The organism is Arthrobacter sp. NPDC090010 (assembly GCF_044748305.1).
Lineage (GTDB): Bacteria > Actinomycetota > Actinomycetes > Actinomycetales > Micrococcaceae > Arthrobacter_E.
Genome location: NZ_JBIVFT010000002.1, coordinates 206,723 through 225,982 on the forward strand (window position 1 = coordinate 206,723; position 19,260 = coordinate 225,982).

The window sequence follows — 19,260 nt, forward strand, 5'->3', positions numbered from 1 at the left end:
TGAACCAACCACTTGGCCCTCCTCTACTTGACGTTGATATAGAAGTTGTCGCCCGCGAGGACGTGGTACTTGGCCCAGAAGGCGCCCATCTGAGCGCCCGCTGAACGATTTTCAGCGGCGGAGATCATGCATGCGCTGAAGCCCTTGGCACCGTTGGCTCCGATGGCATACCGCTTGTCGTTGATCCCGCATCCTGCGAAGGTTCGCCCGGTCCCACCGTTGAGCGCCGCGCCTTGCTTTGTCGAAGCGAAAGGATACTCGTCGCAATCCATGCCGGAGGGTCGCTTCAGATTCGTGGGGCAGGCCTTGTTTCGGTTGGCAATGGGTGACTGGTTCGCGTCCAACCGGGTGAGGGGGACTACCGCACCGGGGAGGCCGCTTCCCTGTGCGAGGCTGACGTGGCGGCCGAAGCCGGGCCAACTGGACTTGGCGTAGGTCATCTGCATGGCGCTCTGCTTGACGACGCACCCTGGCAGTGCAGAAGCGGAGCCGTTCTCGTTGTCGCATCGGTAGGAGACGCCTGGACCAGCCGTGATTTGCGGGTTGCCGCCTGCTTGGGGGTTGGCGAAGGAGATAGTCCAGGTCATGGTCTGTTCCGTGCGGGCCTTGGTACCGGTCCAGGTGTAGAAGCTCTCGGTACTGATCTCCGACTTTGGGGTGAGCTTGCGGCCGGCGATCGAGGGGACGTTGCCGTCTAACTTGCAGTTTCCCTTGCACGCGGGAGTCGCTGAGGCGACAAAGGTTTCGGCGCCGCTACCGGTGAAGCTGCTTGGCAGGATGGTGAGCTGGTTAGCGACAGTGGCCTGCCTGAGGGAGCTGTATTGGTAGAGGTAGGTAACTATCTCGTTGGTTCCGACGATGGTTACGCCGGTCTTGCTTTCCCGGACGATCTGTACGGTCATGAGCAGGGAGGTACAGGACTCCGTCCGAGTTACCCGGACAGTCGCTTGCCCGGTGGGCATGCACAGTGCGGTCGGAAGGGGTTGAGTCTTGAAGCTTCTGATACCCGCGCCTCTGTTCAAAGCGGCCGGCTCCTGCTTCGCGGCGTGGGGAGTCACGCAGATCTTCACACCCTCAGTATCCGACGCCGAGCACTGTGGGCTGGTGGGTACGAACGTGAAGTCGAGCTGGATTCCGCGCTGGTCGTCTGCCTGGAGGTCGCCCTGCTGGCTGGAGGCACCCACCGGGGACCGCACTTCGGCGGATACGCCCTCACCCAGCTCAGCATCAGGCCCATTGTTCTGGGCGACAGCGGGGGCCGTGAGCGTAAATGAAAGTGCACAAACGGCGGCCAGGGCGCCGATGGCCTTCGAGACAGTGAGGGCACGTCTCTGCTTTGAGAATGAGATCACGTCTATTCCTTGATCGAGTAAGCGAGTAGAGATCACGCCCTAGTTGGCGAAAGTCGCCCGACTGCGCGGGAGGCACTTCGAGGACGCCAGGTGAACGTAGCAACCGGGAATCGAAAATGGGATTCCAGAAGCCGTTCGCAACCAGGAACCCTTGATGTAGACCAAGAGGTCAAATGACCGACATTTCAACGATTCCGACTGATGCAGCCCTCGTCACGCATGGCGGTGAACTGGAATTATGACGAAATATGAAGCAAAAACGGACGGTTTGGAGCTCAGACCCGGTCGATGTGCTTCGTCGATCAGACGAAGGTGACCGACACTCCCCAGTTCCAGGAAGGTGCCGCGCACAGCTAGGGGTGCTTCAGCGCCGGCCAGCAGTCGCAGCACCAATCACCTTCCTAGCCGCTGTTCAGCGCTCGAAGACCCTATCGTCTTCTGCGGAGGCCTCCGGTCTCCCGGGACGTCCCGGAACGCCGCAAGCCTGAAAACCTTTACCCTCGCTTCTCAGCAGGAAAGTCGGGCCAGATCACCAGTCAAGGTCCTCCAGGCGCACTACGCCGACGCGATCCCCCACGACCAGGTCAAGGCCGAGCAAGACCGCATCCGCGCCAGCCTCCATGCAGTCACCAGCCGCCGCGACTCGCTCCCGACCTCCTACGACCAGGTGGAGACCGGACTTGACGCGATACTCAGACTCCTGAGCAATATTGGCGACGTGCGTGCCAAGGCTGAACCTGTCGAACGCCGCATGCTCAACCGAGTCTGTTCGACCGCATCGCCATCGACGACGAAGACCAAGCCACCCCCGACCCAAAGCAAACGATCGCCACGATCGTCACCACGAAGACCAGCGCACACAACGAAAGAGCCCTGCCCCGCAATCACGCGGGACAGGGCTCAAACACTGTATCTCGGTGGAGGTAAGGGGATTCGAACCCCTGACCTTCTGCATGCCATGCAGACGCGCTACCAACTGCGCCATACCCCCGTATTCATGAATCATCGCTCCGCTAGGTTCCCCCGTCGAAGCGACTCATCCAATATAGACCACCCCCGCCCCCGGACCAAATCGGCCGGCCCCGGCGGAGCACCACACCATGCACCGTGCAGCACCCCACGGGGCCGGCCGAAAGCTAGGCGTGCATGTCTTCCAGACTCTTGCCTTTGGTCTCCTGGACGAACCTCATGACGAACAACAGGGACAGCAGCGCGAAGGCCGCATAGAGGCCGTAGGCCAGTGCAAGCGAGATGTCTTTGAGTCCTGGGAAGGACACCGTGATCAGCCAGTTCGCCACCCATTGAGCACTCGCTGCCAGCGCCAGCGCGGCCGCGCGCATCCTGTTCGGGAAGATCTCCCCCAGCAGAACCCAGACCACCGGACCCCAGGACATGCCGAAGGCGACCACGAAGAGATTCGCCGCCACAAGAGCGATGGGCCCGGCCGCGCCGTGCAACACCGGCGCCCCGTTCTCGACGGGCGCGGTTCCGAAGATCACGGCCATGGTGGCGAGCGTGATGGTCATGCCGATGGAACCGACGATCAGGAGCGGCTTACGGCCGAAGCGGTCGACCGTGGCGATGGCGATCAGTGTGGTCAGAATGTTGATGGTGGCGCTGATGACCGTGATCACGAACGCCTGCTCCTCCTTGAAGCCAACGGCCTCCCAGAGGATGTTCGAGTAGTAGAAGATCACGTTGATGCCCACGAACTGCTGGAAGATCGAGAGCAGGAGGCCCACCCAGACGATGCCGGCGATCCGCCCGTTCCTGCCCATCAGGTCCTTCCAGGACGGGGCCGTATCGCGCTCCATGGATTCCTGAATGCGTTCCACGGTGGTCTCCACATGAATACCGCCGGTCAGTTTCTTCAACACCACGGTGGCTTCGGAGACCCGGTGCTGAGCGATCAGGTACCTCGGAGACTCGGGAATCGTCAGGGACAGGCCACCGTAGATGAGGGACGGGACCGCCATGGCCAGGAACATCCACTGCCAGGCTTCCAATCCCCCGAGCGGCGCCCCGGAACCACCGGCCGCCGTCGCCAGGAGGAAGTCCACCAGCAACGAGATGAAGATGCCCGTCACGATGGCCAACTGCTGCAAGGACGCCAGACGCCCACGGATCTGGGCCGGTGACACCTCCGCGATGTACGCCGGGGCGATCACCGAAGCCATACCCACGCCGAGGCCACCGACGATCCGGAACACCACGAGCACCCACAGGGCCGGTGCCAGGCCGGCACCGAGAGCGGAGACCAGGAACAGCACGGCGGCGATGCGCATGACGGACAATCGACCCACCCTGTCGGCCAGCCTGCCGGCGAGCAGCGAGCCGACAGCGGCGCCGATGAGCGCTGAAGCGACCGCGAATCCCAGCGACACCGGATCGACGTCGAACCTCTGCTCGACGGCGGATACCGCGCCGTTGATCACGGCGCTGTCATAGCCGAAGAGGAAACCTCCCAGCGCCGCCACGATCGCGATTCTGACGACTCCCTTGCCGCCATTCCCGTCCTCTTTGTAGATGGACGGTTCATTCGATACTGCTCCACCACCATGCGGCGCCATCATCAGCTCCCTGCGTTGGATCGGCACAGGCCACCGGGCCCATCGGACACTTCCGATTCCACACCTGCCGACGCTGACAGACAAGAGGGATCGCCGACGGAACGAAACACCCGTTCACGTGCGGCGATTCAGGACATCAGGCCTTCTTCACCACACTGGACTTCAACTGCATGGGGCCGAAGCCGTCCACCTTCGCATCGATGTCGTGATCCCCCACGCCTGCCACGAGACGGATGTTCCGGACCTTCGTCCCGGCCTTCAACGGCGTCGGACTGCCCTTCACCTTCATGATCTTCACGATGGTCACCGAGTCCCCGTCGCTGAGCAGATTGCCCACCGCATCGCGGATCACGCCCTCCTCGGAGGACGACTCGACGGCACTCGCCTCCCACTCATGGGCGCATTCCGGGCAGACCAGCAGGGCGCCCATCTCGTAGCTGTACTCGCTGGAGCATTCAGGGCAGGGCGGCAGGTTTTCAGACATGCCCCGATTTTATCGGCGGCATCAGTCACATTCGCCTCCGGATCCGGGCCGGAGGCCTCGAGTGGCAGACTTCTCACTCAGTGGGCCGCGCATGTGACCCATCTCATCCATCGGCCCATTCACGACACGAACCAGGGGAATCCATGGCAGCTCTGCACACCGCCCTCCAAGAGATCTACGACGAGGTCCTTCAGAGGAACCACGGTGAAGCCGAGTTCCACCAGGCGGTCCACGAAGTCCTCGACAGTCTCGGCCCCGTGGTCGCGAAGCACCCGGAATACACCAACGCGGCCATCATCCGCCGCATGTGCGAGCCCGAACGCCAGATCATCTTCCGCGTCCCGTGGGTCGATGACCAGGGCATCACGCAGTTGAACCGCGGTTTCCGGGTGGAGTTCAACTCCGCCCTCGGCCCGTACAAGGGTGGTCTGCGCTTCCACCCGTCCGTCTATCTGGGCATCGTGAAGTTCCTCGGTTTCGAGCAGATCTTCAAGAACTCACTCACCGGTCTGCCCATCGGCGGCGGCAAGGGCGGCAGCGACTTCGATCCCAAGCGCCGCTCCGACGGCGAGATCATGCGTTTCTGCCAGTCCTTCATGACCGAGCTCTACCGCCACATCGGTGAGCACACCGACGTCCCCGCGGGTGACATCGGCGTCGGCGGCCGCGAGATCGGCTATCTCTTCGGCCAGTACAAGCGCATCACCAACCGCTACGAGTCCGGCGTCCTGACGGGCAAGGGCCTGAGCTGGGGCGGCTCCCTCGTCCGCACCGAGGCCACCGGCTACGGCGCCGTCTTCTTCACCGACGAGATCCTCAAGACCCGCGGCGACTCCTTCGACGGCAAGAAGGTGGTGGTGTCCGGTTCGGGCAACGTCGCCACGTACGCGGTCCAGAAAGTCCACCAGCTCGGCGGCACCGTGGTGGCCGTGTCCGATTCCAGCGGTTTCATCGTCGATGAGGCCGGCGTCGACGTGGACATCCTCAAGGAGATCAAGGAGGTCCGGCGAGGCCGCATCTCCGACTACCTGCAGCAGCGTCCGGCCGCCCGTTTCGTCTCGGACTCCTCGATCTGGACCGTCCCCTGCGACATCGCGATTCCCTGCGCGACTCAGAACGAACTCGACGGCGGGGACGCGCTCACGCTGGCACGCAACGGCTGCGCCATCGTCGCCGAAGGCGCCAACATGCCCTGCGACCCGGACGCCGTCAAGGTCTTCGCTGAGGCCGGCATCACCTTCGCGCCCGGCAAGGCCGCCAATGCGGGCGGCGTCGCCACCAGCGGTCTGGAGATGCAGCAGAACGCCTCCCGCGATTCCTGGTCCTTCGAGCACACGGAGAACCGCCTGGAGGAGATCATGCGCGGAATCCACGACCGCTGCCTCGAGACCGCCGACGAATACGGTGTCCCGGGCAGCTACACGGCAGGCGCCAACATCGCGGGCTTCATCAAGGTCGCCGACGCGATGCTCGCCCTCGGCGTCGTCTGACAGCCGACGTGCCGCCGTCGTCGGGCCCTCACCATCGGCCCGACGACGGCGGTCGCGTCATTTTCCGCGGATGGCCTCGCCAAGGCGGCGCACACCCTCACGCAGCGTGTCCTCCTCCTCCAGGGAGAAGGCCAGCCTCAGCTGCGAAAAGCCGGGAACGCCCGGGTCCATGTCCGGGCCGGTGTAGAACGCCGTTCCGGGAACGAACACGACCTTGGCATCGATCGCGGCGTCCAGGACGGCATGGCAGGAGACGCCGTCCGGCAGATCGAGCCAGGTGAAGAAACCGCCGCGCGGTTCACTCCAGCGGACGCCTGCCGGCATATGCTCCGTCAGCGCCTCCTGCACCGCGGCGGAACGGCTCCGGTACAGCCCCCGGGCCTTCGCCAGCACAGCTTCCCAGTCGTGGCCGAGGATGTACTCCTCCACGAGGGTCTGGCTCAGGACCGAGGCACAGATCGTGGTCGCCTCGGACGCAAGCTGCAGTGGCCGCCTCAAAGGCTCAGGGGCGACCGCCCAGCCGACACGCAACCCGGGTGCCACGATCTTGGAGAAGGACCCCAGGTAGATGACGTTGTCCGGGTCCAGCTGATGCATGCTCGGCAAGGTGGCGCCGTCGAAGCCGAGCAGCCCGTACGGGTTGTCCTCGATGATCGGAAGGCCCGCCCGGGAGCAGATCTCGACGATCCGCGGACGCCGTTCGGCTGAGAGCGTGATGCCGGTGGGGTTGTGGAAGTTCGGGATGGTGTAGAGGGCTTTGACGGTCCGTCCCTCGGAGCGCAAGCGGGCGATGGCTTCTTCGAGCGCTTCCGGGATCAGACCGTCGGAGTCCATCGCGACATGGGCGACGTCGGTCTGCATTCCGGCGAAAACGCCGAGTGCGCCGACATAGGTGGGGCCTTCCGCGAGGATCACGTCCCCCGGGTCACAGAGCAGCTTGACCACCAGTTCGAGGGCCATCTGTGAGCCGGCGGTGATCTGAACGTGCTCCGGATCCACCGGATTGCCTTCGGCAGCCATGACGCGCGCAACGGCGTCACGGGCGCCTCCTGTCCCGGTACCCGAACCGTACTGCAGGGCATCGAGACCGCGTTCGGTGATGATCCGGGACGCGGCTTCCCCCAGCCCGGCGAGGGGCAGGACCGTGAGGTCCGGGTTGCCGCCCGCCAGGGAGATGACGCCCGGCTGCATGGAGACCTCCCAGAAGTCCCGCACCGGTGAGGGGCGGTAGCCCGCGGCACGGGCCGCCAGGTGAAGGAAGGTTGGCGTGCTGCTCATCTGTTCCTCGCTTGGGTTTCGTAGTGTTTCCGGCGTCGTCGCCGGTGGTCAGTGGTAGCGGGTGTTCGCGGGATCGGGCTCGCCGAGCGAAAGACCCAGCTCCGTGTCGATGAATCCGTAGAGGATCCGGTGCATACGGGACACGGTCATGCCGAAGGTGCCGTTGATGGCTTGGAACGCCAAGCCATCGGTGAGGCCGAGCAGGGCTCCGGCGAGTTCGCTCACGGGACGGCCCGTGCGGGCCTGACCGGAGGCATAGACGTCGTGCAAGGCGTCGGTGAAGAGCCGCTGCCAGTACTGAAGGCGTTCGTTGACCTTCCCGGCCAGCGCCGGGTCCAGGCGTGCCGCCGCGTAGAGCTCGAACCAGAAACCCCACGCATCACTGAAGTCCTTCTCCCCCATCACCGAGTAGTCGATGAGCTCCCTCAGCCGCTGCACGGCGTCATCGCCGCGTGCCGCCGTCGTCCGCCATTCGCTCTCCGACTCCTCCATGCGGTGCTCGACGCAGGATTCGATCAGCTTGTCCCGGGTGCGGAAGTAGTGCTGGATCATCCCGACGCTGAACCCGGTGGCGTCTGAGACCGCGCCGAAGGAGCACCCCGAGAGCCCCGAGGACACGATCACGGCGGCCGTCGCCCGGAGAATCTCCACCCTGCGCTCGGCGATGGCTTCCTCAGTGACGGCGTTGCTTCTGCGGCGCACCACGGTGCCCATGGTTTTCCCCTCTCGCGATGTCGTGACAATCAGAACGCTAGCGGATCGCTCTTGACAGTGACCTGCATCACCAAAATAATAAGTTGAACTTATTGAAGTTTTCAACACTCCCCTTCTTCTCGATCCCAAGCCGCCAAGGAAGCCTCATGAAGAACATCACCACCAGCCGCCTGGCACGCCAGACCGCCCTGGCCCTTGCCGCCGTCGCCCTCGTGGCAGGAACCTCCGCCTGCACCAACACGGAAACCCCGACGCCGGCCGCCGGCACCGGCGACGGATCCTCCGCCGCACAGGGGGTCGGCGCCGGCGGTCGCGCGGCCGCCGAAGCGGTCCAGACGGACCCCGCCGTCGAAGCGCTCGTACCCGCCGCGCTCAAACAGAAAGGCACCCTGAGCCTGGTCACCGACCCGACCTACGCGCCCATCACCTTCACCGACAGCACCGGAGCCATCGTCGGCCTGGAACCGGATCTGGCCCTCGCCGTCGCCAGGAAGATGGGCCTGAAGAGCGAGTTCAGCAAGGGCGACTTCAACGGCATCATCGCCGGTATCCAGGCCAAGCGCTACGACGCCTCCTGGGCGGCCTTCTCCATCACCCCGGACCGCGAGGCCCAGGTGAACATGGTCAGCTACATGAAGGGCGGCACCTCGGTCATGGTGAAGAAGGGCAATCCGGACAAAGTCGCTCAGATGCTGGACCTCTGCGGCAAGACGGTGGCCGCCCAGACGGGCACCACCCAGGCCCTCAGCGTCCTTCCCGAATTCCAGAAGCAGTGCTCAGACGCCGGAAAGGGCCAGATCACCCCCTTGATCCTGCCGCAGCAGGACAACGTCAACCAGGCGGTCTCCACCGGACGCGCACAAGCCATGGCCGCCGACAACGCCCTGGTCGCCTACTACGCGCAGCTCCAGCCGGACGTCTTCACCCCGGTGGACAGCATCCTCGTCGAACCCGCCGTCAGCGGCGTCATCTCACCAAAGGATGATCAGGGTCTGGCCCAGGCGTTCCAGAAAGCCATCTCCTCGCTCATGGCCGACGGCAGCTATCAGAAGATCCTCGGGGCCTGGGGCATGTCCGCGTCGGAGATCACCTCCTCCCAGATCAACCCGGCCAAGTGACGCCGGCACCGCAGCTGGAGAACCCCATGACAATCCCCGCACCATCAGACACCGCGGCCCCGGGACACGGCCGCATCGACTACCTCGCCATGTCAGGCCGCCCCGTACTGAAACGACGCCGCCCCGGACAGGTGATCACCGCCATCATCCTGGCCCTCCTCATCGCTCTGGCCGCCGGAACACTCGTGGCCAACCCCGGCTTCGGCTGGGTGACCGTGGGCAAGTATCTCTTCGACACCCGGATCCTCTCGGGGCTCCTCATGACCCTGGAACTGACAGTCATCGCCGAAGTGATCGGATTCGCCGTCGGCATGCTCCTCGCGGTCATGCGCATGAGCCCCAACCGGCTCATCTCCGGCGTGGCCGGCACGTACATCTGGTTCTTCCGCGGCACGCCCCTGCTGGTGCAGCTCCTCTTCTGGGGCTTCGCCGCCGCATTGTTCCCCACCATCGGTATCGGTATCCCCTTCATCGGACCGAACTTCGTCGAGTGGAACACGAATGACGTCATCTCCCTCATGGGGGCCGCCATCCTGGGCCTCGGCCTCAACGAGGCCGCCTACACGGCAGAGATCATCCGCGCGGGCCTGCTCAGCGTTCCGGCCGGCCAGAGCGAAGCCAGCCGTTCGATGGGCTTCAGTCACCTGCGGACACTCTGGTACGTGGTGATCCCCCAGGCCATGAAGGTCATCATCCCGCCCATCGGGAACAACGTCATCTCGATGCTCAAGACCACCTCCCTGGTGATCGTGATCGGCGTCGGAGATCTCCTCTACAACGCGCAGCAGATCTACGCCCAGAACCTCAAGCAGATCCCGCTGCTGATCGTGGCCAGCATCTGGTACATCGCCCTGACGACGGTGCTGAGCTGGTTCCAGTCCCGGCTGGAGAAGCGCTACTCCCGAGGAACCGCCCGCCTGGCCACCAAGCCCGCGAAGAAGGAGGCCCGCTGATGGCAACCGTCGAATTCCTCAACGTCCACAAGAGCTTCGGCCCGGTGGAGGTGCTCAAAGGCATCGACTTCCGCGTCGAACCGAGCCAGGTGGTCTGCCTCATCGGTCCGTCAGGCTCCGGAAAGTCCACCCTCCTGCGGTGCATCAATCATCTGGAGGTCACGAGCTCGGGCGCCATCCTGGTCAACGACCAGATGATCGGCTACAACGTGCACGGCGACCGCCTTGTGGAAGCCTCCGACGCTGAGATCGACCGGCGTCGCTCCAGGATCGGGATGGTGTTCCAGAGCTTCAATCTCTTCGGCCACATGACCGCCTTGGAGAACGTCATGTTCGGCCCCACCAAGCTGCTCAAAACCCCCAAGGCCCAGGCGGAGACGGAGGCCAGAGAACTGCTGGCAAAGGTGGGCCTGGCCGAGCGGGCCAACAACTACCCGTCACAGCTCTCGGGCGGCCAGCAACAGCGGGTGGCGATCGCCCGGGCCCTGGCCATGAAACCTGACCTCATGCTCTTCGACGAACCCACGTCCGCCCTGGACCCCGAGCTCGTCGGCGAAGTGCTGGACGTGATGAAGCAGCTCGCCGCGAGCGGCATGACCATGATCGTGGTCACCCATGAAATGGGTTTCGCCCGCGAAGTCGGCGACGTCGTGGTCTTCATGGATGGCGGCGTCATCGTCGAACAGGGACTGCCCGATGAAGTGCTGCTCCGGCCGCAGCACGAACGGACCAAGTCGTTCCTCTCCAAGGTGCTCTGACCGCCTTCCCCCCGACCTATCACCAGGCAACCGCCCCGATCCTCAGGACTGAAGCAATGGAAACCCTCGCCACCCCCGGAACCCAGCAGGCCATCGGCCCGGACACCCACCGGAACGCCGGACTGGCCATCATGACCACACTGAAGAACTACGGAATCGACACCGTCTTCGGCATACCCGGCACCCACAACCTGGAACTCTACCGACATCTAGCCCCACTCGGGATCCACCCCGTGACGAGCCGCCATGAACAAGGCGCCGGCTACGCAGCGGACGGCTGGGCGCAGCAGACCGGACTGCCCGGCGTCGTCATCACCACCTCCGGCCCAGGCCTCCTCAACGCCCTCTCCGCAGCGGGCACCGCGTACTGCGAGTCGCGACCGCTCCTCCTGCTCTCCCCCGGCCCGGCGCTGGGTGACGAATTCGCAGACCGAGGAACTCTGCACGAGACCAAGGACTCGACGGGCGCGGCCGGAGCCATCGTGGAATGGAGCCTGCGAGCGGCGAGCGCGGAGGAGGCGGTTGACGCGATCCACCGCGCCTTCGAGCTGTTCCGCAGTACGCGGCCCCGGCCGGTTCATCTTGAGATCCCGCTCGACGTCCTGGAAGGAGCCGCGGAGCTGCCGGTCGGTCTACTGGCCGCCCGCCCCTCGCCCGCGCCGCAGCGCGCGGACGACGACGCCGTCGCCACCGCCGCACGGCTGCTCACCGCGGCTCGGCGGCCGGTGGTCCTGGCCGGGGGCGGCTCGTTACCCGGCCGGGACGCGCTGCTTGCCCTCGCGGAGTTGCTGGGCACGCCCGTGGTGACCACCGTCAATGGCAAGGGGGCCATCCCGGAGTCTCATCCCCTGTCCCTCGGCTCGGATATCCGTCTACCCGGCGCCCAGACGCTCTGCAACGAGGCCGATGTCCTGCTCATGGTGGGTTCCAAGCTCGGCGAAGCCGAACTCTGGGGCGGCGAGGTCGCCCCAGAGGGCACCGTGCTCCGGGTCGACATCCTGGAACGTCAGATGGACGTCAATCTCTCCGCCGACGTGCGGCTCGTGGGCCACAGTGCCGCAGTGCTCCCCCAGCTTCTGGACGCAGTGCTGGCCGGTCGTCCGGAACTGCCTGAAGTGGCAATGGAGCGCGTGCAGTCAAAAGCCTCGGAACTCGCAGCCTTGCGCAGCGACCTGAAGGACGCCGCCCGCGCCATGGCCCCGGACCTTGCGGCTCTCGCTTGCGAGCTCCAGGCCGCGGTTCCGGCGGACACCGTGATCGCCGGGGATTCCTCCCAGATCACCTACTTCGGAACCTCGACCTTCATCCCTCAGGAAGCGCCGCACTCCTTCCTGTACACACCGGCCTACGCAACCCTCGGCTACGGGCTTCCGGCCGCGATCGGGGCCAAGGTGGGCGCCCCGGAACGCCCCGTCGTCGCAGTGGTCGGTGATGGGGCCCTGATGTTCGCGGTTCAGGAACTCGCCACCGCCGTGGAGCAAGGCCTGGACCTCGTGGTGGTGTGCGTGGACAACGGCGGGTATGCCGAGATCAAGCAGAACGAAGCGGATCGCGGCATCGCCCCGGTCGGAGTGGAACTGCGCCAGCCGGACTGGGCCGCGCTGGCCACGGCCTTCGGTGGCCATGGGGTGAGCGTCGCCTCCTCGCAGGATCTCGGACCCGCCGTCGCGGAGGCATTGTCCGCGGGAGGACTGCAGCTGGTGCACGTCCCGCTGCAGCTGTTCAGGGATGCCTGAAGCTCATTGGGGAGCCATCCGCAGGGCGCCGTCCATGCGGATGGTCTCCCCGTTGAGGTAGTCGTGCTCCACGATCATCGTGACCAGCCGGGCATACTCCTCGGGACGGCACAGCCGCTGCGGGAACGGTACGCTCTCAGCCAGACCCGCTCGATACTCTTCGCTCACCGTGGCCAGCATCGGAGTGTCCACGATGCCCGGCGCGATGGTGCAGACGCGGATGCCGTGTCGGGCCAGGTCCCGCGCCGCGGGCAGGGTCATGCCCACCACGCCGCCTTTGGACGCCGAATAGGCCACTTGGCCGATCTGCCCTTCGAACGCGGCGACGGAGGCAGTGTTGACGATGACACCACGCTGCCCATCGGCGTCGGCTTCCGTCGCCGCCATGGCCTCTGCCGCGAGCGAGAGCACCGTGAAGGTGCCGACCAGATTGATGGAGACCACCTTGGCGAAGAGTTCTGCGTCATGCACGCCCTGGCGGCCCAGAATACGGCGGCTGGGTGCGATTCCGGCACAGTTGACGACCGTGCGCAGCGGTTCGTGAGCGCTGGCCTGCTCGACGGCGGCTCGCACCTGAGCGGCATCGGTGACGTCGGCCGCAAGGTATCCGACGCCGTCGAGACGCTCGGCCTTCTCCAGCTGGTGCGGGAGATCGAGGGCGAAGACCCGCGCGCCGCGGGCTGCGAGCGCAGCCACCGTGGCGGCTCCGAGACCGGAGGCCCCGCCTGTGACGAGGGCGGCGGTGGACGTCAGTTCCATGGGTTCTCCTTAGGCGGGGCCCGGATGAACGCGGCCAGCTGTCTGGCCGGTTCCGGCAGGGGTGCGGGGCGGACTCGTGATCCACACCACGGACACTGGCAGGCTAGCAAGCCGAGCCGCAAGGGGCCAGGGCGCAATGTGTGCCACGGACTATACATAAAACTTCTTAAGTAATAGTCTTTTCCTCGTCCAAACGTGACCCGGGTCACTTGGACCCCATGAAGGCCGCAATGACGCGGTCGCGGGCATGCCCCGCAGAAAGGACGCCATGCCGGAGACACCGCCCTCCCACCTCGCCGACGAGGAACATCTCAAGGTCCTGGGTTACGAAGGATCCTTCGACCGCTCCATGAGCCTGTGGGCGAACTTCGCGCTCGGCTTCACCTATCTCTCGCCCCTGGTCGGCGTATACTCGCTGTTCGCCACCGTCCTGACCATCGGCGGACCGCCATCCATCTGGTGGATCTTCATCGTCGGAGGCGGCCAGCTTCTGGTGTCACTCGTCTTCGGCGAGATCGTCTCCCAGTACCCCATTCACGGTGGCATCTACCCCTGGGCCCGGCGGCTCTGGGGCCGTCGCTACGCCTGGATGGCCGCCTGGGTCTACATCTGGGCGATGATCGTCACCATCACGGCGGTTGCCGAGTACGGCTCCGGCTTCCTCGCCAGCTTCTTCGGCTTGCCGTCCACTCCCGAGACCACCCTGCTGCTCACCGTGGGACTTCTCGTTCTCGCTCTCCTCTTCAACTTCTCCGGCACCAAGGTCTTGGCGCGGGTGGCACAGATCGGACTGGCCGCCGAGTTGCTCGGAGTGATCGGCCTCGGCCTGTACCTGCTGATCTTCCAGCGCAAGAACGACCCGGGCGTCTTCTTCGACACCATGGGCCTCGGCGGCTCCGGTGGATACGCCGGGGCCTTCATGGGAGCCGCTCTCGCGGGCCTGTTCCTCTTCTACGGCTTCGAGGCCTGCGGCGACGTCGCCGAAGAGGTCTCCGACCCTGCCCGCAGAATCCCTCGGGCCATGTCGCTGACGATCCTCGTCGGAGGCGTCTCCGCGCTCTTCTCGTTCGGCGGATACATCCTGGCGGCCCCGGACCTCAAAGGCATCGTGGCGGGTCAGGACAGCGACCCGATTCCGGCGATCCTGACTTCGGCGCTCGGCCCGGTGGGCGCCAAGGTCTTCCTGATCATCGCCGTGACGGCCTTCATCTCGTGCGTGCTGAGCCTGCAGGCCGCCGCAAGTCGCCTGCTGTTCTCTTTCGCTCGGGACGGGATGCTTCCCGGGCACCGCTGGCTCTCCAAGGTCTCCCCCCGGAGCAAGGTGCCCACACACGCCCTGATCGTGGCGTGCACCATCCCGGTCATCCTGGCCGTCCTGGTCTACCTGAACGGCGATCTCCTCACCGCGGTGACTTCCTTTGCAGTCCTGGGGATCTACCTGGCCTTCCAAATGGTCGTGCTGGCAGCACTCCGTCAGCGCACGAAGGGCTGGCGCCCGGCGGGTCCGTTCTCCCTCGGACGACTCGGGCCGGTGGTCAACATCGCAGCCCTGGCCTACGGCCTCTTCGCCATCTTCCTGCTGGCCAGGCCAGGCGACACCGGGAATGCCCTGACGGACTACGTGGTCCTGATCGGCCTCGGAGTCGTCGCCCTCAGCGGCCTCCTGTACTTGTTCGTGGCACGGCCGGACCGCGGATCGAACGCTCCGGAGGGCGACGCGATCGCCGTCGCCGAACAGATCCGGCGGCGCACCGGCACGACGTCGGCCACCCGGCGATGAGGCGCCGGAACCCGCATGAACGATAGGCTCAGGAAGACACGGAGCCGACCACCATGCGGCAAGAACTACCCAGAATGCCCACTCCGGTGGAAAATGAATGCGTGTAGGAAATTAGGCTTGGTCTCCTGACCAAGTCACGTAGCTGAAGTGAAAAGGACACGTTCAATGGCGACGACCACAACAAATGGCTACCGGGTCACGAACCCCGCCACCGGCGAGACCGTGGAGGAGTTTCCCTTCGCGACGGATGCCGAGGTGCAGGAGGCCCTGAGCAAAGCCCAGGCCGCCTACGAGGACTGGGGGTCCCGCACCATCGAGGAGCGCGCCGCCATCATCACGCGCGCAGCGGAGCTCTTCGAGGAGCGCAAGGAAGAACTGGCCCGCATCGCCGCGGTTGAGATGGGCAAGCCGTTCCATGAAGGTGTCGAGGAGGCCGAATTCTCCAGCGCGATCGTGGGCTACTACGCCGAGCACGGTCCCGCATTCGTGGCCGACCAGGAGGTCCCCACGCTCGCCGACGGCAAGGCCGTGATCCAGCGCCTGCCCATCGGTCCGTTGCTCGGCATCATGCCGTGGAATTTCCCGTACTACCAGGTGGCCCGCTTCGCCGGCCCGAACCTGGTCCTCGGCAACACGGTGCTCCTCAAGCACGCCGAATCCTGCCCGCGTTCCGCCCTCGCGATCGAGCAGATCTTCCGTGACGCCGGAGTGCCGGAAGGCGCCTACGTCAACGTCTTCGCCACTCACGAGCAGATCTCCACGATCATCGAAGACCCGCGCATCCAGGGCGTGTCCCTGACCGGTTCCGAGCGTGCCGGTGCCATCATCGGCGCCCAGGCGGGCAAGGCCTTGAAGAAGGCCGTCCTGGAGCTCGGCGGTTCGGACCCCTACGTCATCCTCGACTCGGACGACATCAAGGGCGCTGCGGCCACTGCCTGGGGCACCCGCATCTACAACACGGGTCAGGCCTGCAACTCCAACAAGCGCATGATCGTCATGGACGACATCTTCGACGAGTTCGTCTCCGAGCTGACCGAACTGGCCAAGGGCGTCTCACCGGCCGACCCTCTGGAACCGGGCGACAACTCCTATGGCCCCATGTCCTCCCGCCGGGCGGCCGAGGATCTGAACGCCCAGGTTCAGGATGCCGTGTCCAAGGGCGCCACCCTGCACGCCGGTGGCGTGCTCTCCGAGGGCGATGACTCCTACTTCTCCCCCGCGGTGCTGACCGGGATCACTCCCGACATGCGGGCCTTCCAGGAAGAGCTCTTCGGGCCGGTCGCCGTCGTCTACAAGGTGTCCAGCGACGACGAGGCCCTGGATCTGGCCAACAACACGCCGTTCGGTCTGGGCGGCGCCGTCTTCGCCAAGGATGAGGAGCGCGCCCGCCGCATCGCGGACAGGCTCCAGGTCGGCATGGCCAACGTCAACACCCCCGCGGGTGAAGGCGCCGAACTGCCCTTCGGCGGAGTGAAGCGCTCCGGCTTCGGCCGCGAACTCGGCCCTCTGGGCATGGATGAGTTCGTCAACAAGCGTCTGTACTTCGTGGCCAACTGACTCACGCCATAATCGATCCGGGGGGCGGCACACCGTAACGGTGGGCCGCCCTCCGTCATCCTTGCTCCTTCCGTCTCTGCGATGCCGGGCGAGCTGTACCATCGAGCTACAAGGGAGCAGCATCATGGCAGAACAGACCTTCTCCGCGCGCACGGAGGATTCCCCACAGCCCGCCGGTTTTGAGGCGGTGCGGTTCTCTTCCCCCGTCGACCGTCAGTTGGTTCACCGCATCTCCTTGTCGGAGGTCTTCCTCACCGACATCAGACAGGCGGGCCCGTCCCGCTTCCTGGTGGGGGCGCAATGGCCGCGCTGGCACGTCTTCTACCGCAGCCCGGAGGACGGACTGGACTCTGCGCTCCTGGCCGAGACCTTACGCCAGGCGGTGATCCTCCTCGCGCACGACCGCGGGGTCCCCCTGGCCCACAAATTCCTCCTGCCCAGCATGTCCCTGACCTTGGACCACCCGTCGCTGGACCCCTCACGGCCCAGCGAAGTGGTGCTGGACCTGACGGTGGACCGTTTCGCGATGCGCGGAGGATCCTTGTCCACGCTCGACGTCGAGGCGCGCTTCATCCTGGACGGTCGCCTGCTCGGAACCGGCGCCGCGACGGCACGCATCGTGGATCCCTTGAGCTATCGCCGCTACCGGAGACCGGCACTGGGGCACCAGTCCATCTCACGTTTCCCGCATCGGCTGGACCCTGCGCGGCTGGGACACCGCGACGCACGGAACGTGCTGCTGGGCGCCTCGTCCGTACCGGGCAGCTGGCCCCTGGTGGTGGACACCAGCCATCCCATCTTCTTCGACCACCCGCTCGACCATGTCCCGGGCATGCTGCTCCTGGAGGCGATCCGGCAGGCGGCGCGGTGCCACAGTGGCAATCCAACGCTCGACTTCGCCCACTTCACCGCGGAGTTCCTGCATGTGGTGGAACTGTGGCACGAAACGGAGGTCACGCTCACGCGCTTCCAGGGCAAGGCTCTGCACGCCAGCATCCACCATTGCGGGGAGGTTCTGGTGCGGCTCGAGGCGCTCTGCCTCTGAGGTGCCGGGCCTTTGAACTACCGGGCCTTCCGGCCTGCGGAAATCAGCCCTGAGCGGCGGGAACCAGCCCGGGGAGGAAGAAGTCCCACATCTGTTCGATCCGTTCCAGGACGTCCTTCCGAGCGGTCATGACGTTGGAGACCATCTGCACCCCGGTGAATGAGGCGACGAGGCAACGGGCGAAATCAGGCACATTCACCTCGGTCCTGATCTGTCCCAGTTGCTGTGCCTGCAAGCCGAGCACCGTCATGGTGTCGATCCAGTCCTGATACGGCCCGGTCACATCGGCATCGAAGGCCGAGGCCTCGAAGGTGAGTCGGATGCCGGCCCGGATCACCGAGTCCTTGAGCAGCTGTTTACCGAACACCCGGCACAGTTCCTGCATGGCGGGAAGGCCGGTCATGCCCTTCTTGAGCACCTTCTCGCCACCGAGGCGGGAGCGTTCATGCTGAGCCTCGATCACCGCCAGGGCGATCTCTTCCTTGGACTTGAAGTGGAAGTACAGGGCGCCTTTGGTCACTTTGGACTTCGTGGCGATCTGGCTGAGACTGGCGTCACCGTAGCCGTTGGCTTCGAAGACCTTGGAAGCACCCACGATCACGGCATTTCGTGTCTCAATGGCCCGCTGCTGCATGGAGGAGTCCCGTCCTTTCGTCATGCTCAGCTCAAGGGATACTGATCCCATGACTGACGCCACATCCGGGACGAAGGCGGCCGTCCCATCCCGCAGAAGCTCCAGACCGAGGATCCTGCTCCTCGGCCCGACGGGCTTTGTGGGACGCCGGATCGTGGCTTCCCTCATGACTGTTCCGGACGTCCATCTGACGATGTTCGGCCGAAGCGCCCCCATGGTGCTTCCTGACCCAAACGCTACCATTTTCCAAGGTGACATCCTGGATGCCACGAGCATCGACAACGCGCTGACCGGGGCCGATGTCGTCATCCATGCCGCATCCGTCGTCAACGGGGACCCGGACCGCATCCGTCGCGTCAACGAGGATGGCGCGCGTCTGCTCCTGGACGGATGCGCACGCCACGGAATACGGAAGGTCGTGTATCTGAGCACGGCGAGCGTCTACGGTAACGGCCCCCACCGAGAGCTTGCGGAATCCGGCGCCGGCTATTCACCACAGTCCGCCGTCAGTCGCAGCCGGGCCGAAGCGGATCGCATGACGCTCGCGCACGGCGGCACGGTGGTGAGGCCACCGCTGACGTTCGGCTCCGGTGATCGCTGGTTTCTCCCAGGTCTCCTCAAGATGATGGGGTCCGGCCTCTGGCCCGGCGACGGTTCGGAGCGTTTGTCCCTGATCGACGTCGAGGCCCTGGGACGGGCCGTCACGGCCTTGGCGCTCTCGGAGGCCGATACGAGCGGCCGGGCCTTCCATGTCGCGGCGCGGGGCACCGTCACCGTTGCGGAGCTGCTCATCTCGGCGGCACAGGCCACAGGCCTGCCCTTACCGGTCTTCGAGCACGACGACGGGCGGGCCCGGGACGCCCTCCAGACCGCCGGCTTCACGGACCATCAGGTGAATCTGCTCAGCACCGACCACTGGTTCTCAACCAAGGCCCTGGAGTCCCTTCTTCCCGCGCTGGACTTCGGTCCCCGCTTGCCATCGCCCGCGCAGTGGAGGGCAGCGTACCGGGGCACAAGATGAAGGCTCCGTCC

General features: G+C 65.3%; 17 protein-coding genes and 1 tRNA gene. 10 read left to right on the forward strand and 8 right to left on the reverse strand.

Annotation, left to right across the window (positions count from 1 at the left end; translation table 11 throughout):
• Nucleotides 1–23: 23 nt before the first annotated feature.
• A complete protein-coding gene (locus ACIPXZ_RS03785) occupies nucleotides 24–902 on the reverse strand; it encodes a hypothetical protein (RefSeq protein ID WP_400590804.1) in 879 nt (292 codons plus the stop codon).
• Nucleotides 903–1,046: 144 nt separating this feature from the next.
• On the opposite strand from ACIPXZ_RS03785, the gene ACIPXZ_RS03790 reads away from it, so the two are divergent.
• Nucleotides 1,047–1,274: a hypothetical protein gene (locus tag ACIPXZ_RS03790; RefSeq protein ID WP_400590805.1), complete on the forward strand. Its 228-nt coding sequence runs from the start codon at nucleotides 1,047–1,049 to the stop codon at nucleotides 1,272–1,274.
• 996 nt (nucleotides 1,275–2,270) lie between these two features.
• Here the strand turns inward: ACIPXZ_RS03790 and ACIPXZ_RS03795 are convergent.
• The 3 genes from ACIPXZ_RS03795 to ACIPXZ_RS03805 form a co-directional block, all read right to left on the reverse strand.
• Nucleotides 2,271–2,343: transfer RNA gene (locus tag ACIPXZ_RS03795), tRNA-Ala, on the reverse strand.
• Between the two features lie 145 nt (nucleotides 2,344–2,488).
• Nucleotides 2,489–3,925 (reverse strand): sugar porter family MFS transporter, encoded by a 1,437-nt coding sequence (locus ACIPXZ_RS03800; protein ID WP_400590806.1) that lies wholly within the window; start codon nucleotides 3,923–3,925, stop codon nucleotides 2,489–2,491.
• 133 nt (nucleotides 3,926–4,058) lie between these two features.
• The gene (locus ACIPXZ_RS03805; RefSeq protein ID WP_400590807.1) at nucleotides 4,059–4,406 is read right to left on the reverse strand and encodes a zinc ribbon domain-containing protein YjdM; all 348 of its coding nucleotides are present in this window, start codon (nucleotides 4,404–4,406) and stop codon (nucleotides 4,059–4,061) included.
• Between the two features lie 143 nt (nucleotides 4,407–4,549).
• Here ACIPXZ_RS03805 and gdhA point away from each other — a divergent pair, with 143 nt between their 5' ends.
• Entirely contained in the window at nucleotides 4,550–5,896 is a 1,347-nt protein-coding gene (gene gdhA / locus ACIPXZ_RS03810) for an NADP-specific glutamate dehydrogenase (protein ID WP_400590808.1), read from the forward strand.
• Between the two features lie 57 nt (nucleotides 5,897–5,953).
• Here the strand turns inward: gdhA and ACIPXZ_RS03815 are convergent, their stop codons facing one another.
• Both ACIPXZ_RS03815 and ACIPXZ_RS03820 read right to left on the reverse strand, forming a co-directional pair.
• Complete coding sequence (locus ACIPXZ_RS03815; RefSeq protein WP_400590809.1) at nucleotides 5,954–7,174, reverse strand: PLP-dependent aminotransferase family protein; 1,221 nt, start codon at nucleotides 7,172–7,174, stop codon at nucleotides 5,954–5,956.
• Between the two features lie 48 nt (nucleotides 7,175–7,222).
• Nucleotides 7,223–7,888: a TetR/AcrR family transcriptional regulator gene (locus ACIPXZ_RS03820; RefSeq protein WP_400590810.1), complete on the reverse strand. Its 666-nt coding sequence runs from the start codon at nucleotides 7,886–7,888 to the stop codon at nucleotides 7,223–7,225.
• A gap of 146 nt (nucleotides 7,889–8,034) precedes the next feature.
• On the opposite strand from ACIPXZ_RS03820, the gene ACIPXZ_RS03825 reads away from it, so the two are divergent.
• From ACIPXZ_RS03825 to ACIPXZ_RS03840, 4 genes are read left to right on the forward strand one after another with little or no spacing between them, the layout of a single operon-like run.
• Nucleotides 8,035–9,006 (forward strand): ABC transporter substrate-binding protein, encoded by a 972-nt coding sequence (locus ACIPXZ_RS03825; protein ID WP_400590811.1) that lies wholly within the window; start codon nucleotides 8,035–8,037, stop codon nucleotides 9,004–9,006.
• 26 nt (nucleotides 9,007–9,032) lie between these two features.
• Entirely contained in the window at nucleotides 9,033–9,959 is a 927-nt protein-coding gene (locus tag ACIPXZ_RS03830; protein WP_400590812.1) for an amino acid ABC transporter permease, read from the forward strand.
• Nucleotides 9,956–10,717 (forward strand): amino acid ABC transporter ATP-binding protein, encoded by a 762-nt coding sequence (locus ACIPXZ_RS03835; RefSeq protein ID WP_400591086.1) that lies wholly within the window; start codon nucleotides 9,956–9,958, stop codon nucleotides 10,715–10,717. Before ACIPXZ_RS03830 ends, ACIPXZ_RS03835 begins: the two co-directional genes overlap by 4 nt.
• Before the next feature lie 56 nt (nucleotides 10,718–10,773).
• A complete protein-coding gene (locus ACIPXZ_RS03840; RefSeq protein ID WP_400590813.1) occupies nucleotides 10,774–12,453 on the forward strand; it encodes a thiamine pyrophosphate-binding protein in 1,680 nt (559 codons plus the stop codon).
• 3 nt (nucleotides 12,454–12,456) lie between these two features.
• Here ACIPXZ_RS03840 and ACIPXZ_RS03845 read toward each other — a convergent pair whose 3' ends face one another.
• The gene (locus ACIPXZ_RS03845) at nucleotides 12,457–13,212 is read right to left on the reverse strand and encodes an SDR family NAD(P)-dependent oxidoreductase (RefSeq protein ID WP_400590814.1); all 756 of its coding nucleotides are present in this window, start codon (nucleotides 13,210–13,212) and stop codon (nucleotides 12,457–12,459) included.
• Nucleotides 13,213–13,480: 268 nt separating this feature from the next.
• Between ACIPXZ_RS03845 and ACIPXZ_RS03850 the strand changes: the two genes are divergently transcribed.
• The 3 genes from ACIPXZ_RS03850 to ACIPXZ_RS03860 all read left to right on the forward strand — a co-directional run bounded on the left by ACIPXZ_RS03850 (nucleotide 13,481) and on the right by ACIPXZ_RS03860 (nucleotide 17,594).
• Entirely contained in the window at nucleotides 13,481–14,992 is a 1,512-nt protein-coding gene (locus ACIPXZ_RS03850) for an APC family permease (protein WP_400590815.1), read from the forward strand.
• Nucleotides 14,993–15,157: 165 nt separating this feature from the next.
• Nucleotides 15,158–16,549, forward strand: coding sequence for an NAD-dependent succinate-semialdehyde dehydrogenase (locus ACIPXZ_RS03855; protein WP_400590816.1), 1,392 nt, complete (start codon nucleotides 15,158–15,160; stop codon nucleotides 16,547–16,549).
• A gap of 124 nt (nucleotides 16,550–16,673) precedes the next feature.
• A complete protein-coding gene (locus tag ACIPXZ_RS03860) occupies nucleotides 16,674–17,594 on the forward strand; it encodes a ScbA/BarX family gamma-butyrolactone biosynthesis protein (RefSeq protein ID WP_400590817.1) in 921 nt (306 codons plus the stop codon).
• Nucleotides 17,595–17,637: 43 nt separating this feature from the next.
• Here the strand turns inward: ACIPXZ_RS03860 and ACIPXZ_RS03865 are convergent, their stop codons facing one another.
• A complete protein-coding gene (locus ACIPXZ_RS03865) occupies nucleotides 17,638–18,279 on the reverse strand; it encodes a ScbR family autoregulator-binding transcription factor (RefSeq protein ID WP_400590818.1) in 642 nt (213 codons plus the stop codon).
• Between ACIPXZ_RS03865 and ACIPXZ_RS03870 the strand changes: the two genes are divergently transcribed.
• A complete protein-coding gene (locus tag ACIPXZ_RS03870) occupies nucleotides 18,278–19,249 on the forward strand; it encodes an NAD-dependent epimerase/dehydratase family protein (protein ID WP_400590819.1) in 972 nt (323 codons plus the stop codon). The two genes, ACIPXZ_RS03865 and ACIPXZ_RS03870, sit on opposite strands and share 2 nt — an antisense overlap.
• Nucleotides 19,250–19,260 lie beyond the last annotated feature (11 nt).

Excerpts from the sequence above, each read along its gene's own strand:
- ACIPXZ_RS03820 (WP_400590810.1), bottom strand. The coding sequence starts at position 7,888 with ATGGGCACCGTGGTGCGCCGCAGAAGCAACGCCGTCACTGAGGAAGCC.
- ACIPXZ_RS03850 (WP_400590815.1), top strand. The coding sequence starts at position 13,481 with ATGCCGGAGACACCGCCCTCCCACCTCGCCGACGAGGAACATCTCAAG.
- gdhA (WP_400590808.1), top strand. The coding sequence starts at position 4,550 with ATGGCAGCTCTGCACACCGCCCTCCAAGAGATCTACGACGAGGTCCTT.
- ACIPXZ_RS03855 (WP_400590816.1), top strand. The coding sequence starts at position 15,158 with ATGGCGACGACCACAACAAATGGCTACCGGGTCACGAACCCCGCCACC.
- ACIPXZ_RS03860 (WP_400590817.1), top strand. The coding sequence starts at position 16,674 with ATGGCAGAACAGACCTTCTCCGCGCGCACGGAGGATTCCCCACAGCCC.
- ACIPXZ_RS03825 (WP_400590811.1), top strand. The coding sequence starts at position 8,035 with ATGAAGAACATCACCACCAGCCGCCTGGCACGCCAGACCGCCCTGGCC.
- ACIPXZ_RS03830 (WP_400590812.1), top strand. The coding sequence starts at position 9,033 with ATGACAATCCCCGCACCATCAGACACCGCGGCCCCGGGACACGGCCGC.
- ACIPXZ_RS03865 (WP_400590818.1), bottom strand. The coding sequence starts at position 18,279 with ATGGGATCAGTATCCCTTGAGCTGAGCATGACGAAAGGACGGGACTCC.
- ACIPXZ_RS03785 (WP_400590804.1), bottom strand. The coding sequence starts at position 902 with ATGACCGTACAGATCGTCCGGGAAAGCAAGACCGGCGTAACCATCGTC.
- ACIPXZ_RS03800 (WP_400590806.1), bottom strand. The coding sequence starts at position 3,925 with ATGATGGCGCCGCATGGTGGTGGAGCAGTATCGAATGAACCGTCCATC.
- ACIPXZ_RS03805 (WP_400590807.1), bottom strand. The coding sequence starts at position 4,406 with ATGTCTGAAAACCTGCCGCCCTGCCCTGAATGCTCCAGCGAGTACAGC.
- ACIPXZ_RS03840 (WP_400590813.1), top strand. The coding sequence starts at position 10,774 with ATGGAAACCCTCGCCACCCCCGGAACCCAGCAGGCCATCGGCCCGGAC.
- ACIPXZ_RS03815 (WP_400590809.1), bottom strand. The coding sequence starts at position 7,174 with ATGAGCAGCACGCCAACCTTCCTTCACCTGGCGGCCCGTGCCGCGGGC.
- ACIPXZ_RS03845 (WP_400590814.1), bottom strand. The coding sequence starts at position 13,212 with ATGGAACTGACGTCCACCGCCGCCCTCGTCACAGGCGGGGCCTCCGGT.
- ACIPXZ_RS03870 (WP_400590819.1), top strand. The coding sequence starts at position 18,278 with ATGACTGACGCCACATCCGGGACGAAGGCGGCCGTCCCATCCCGCAGA.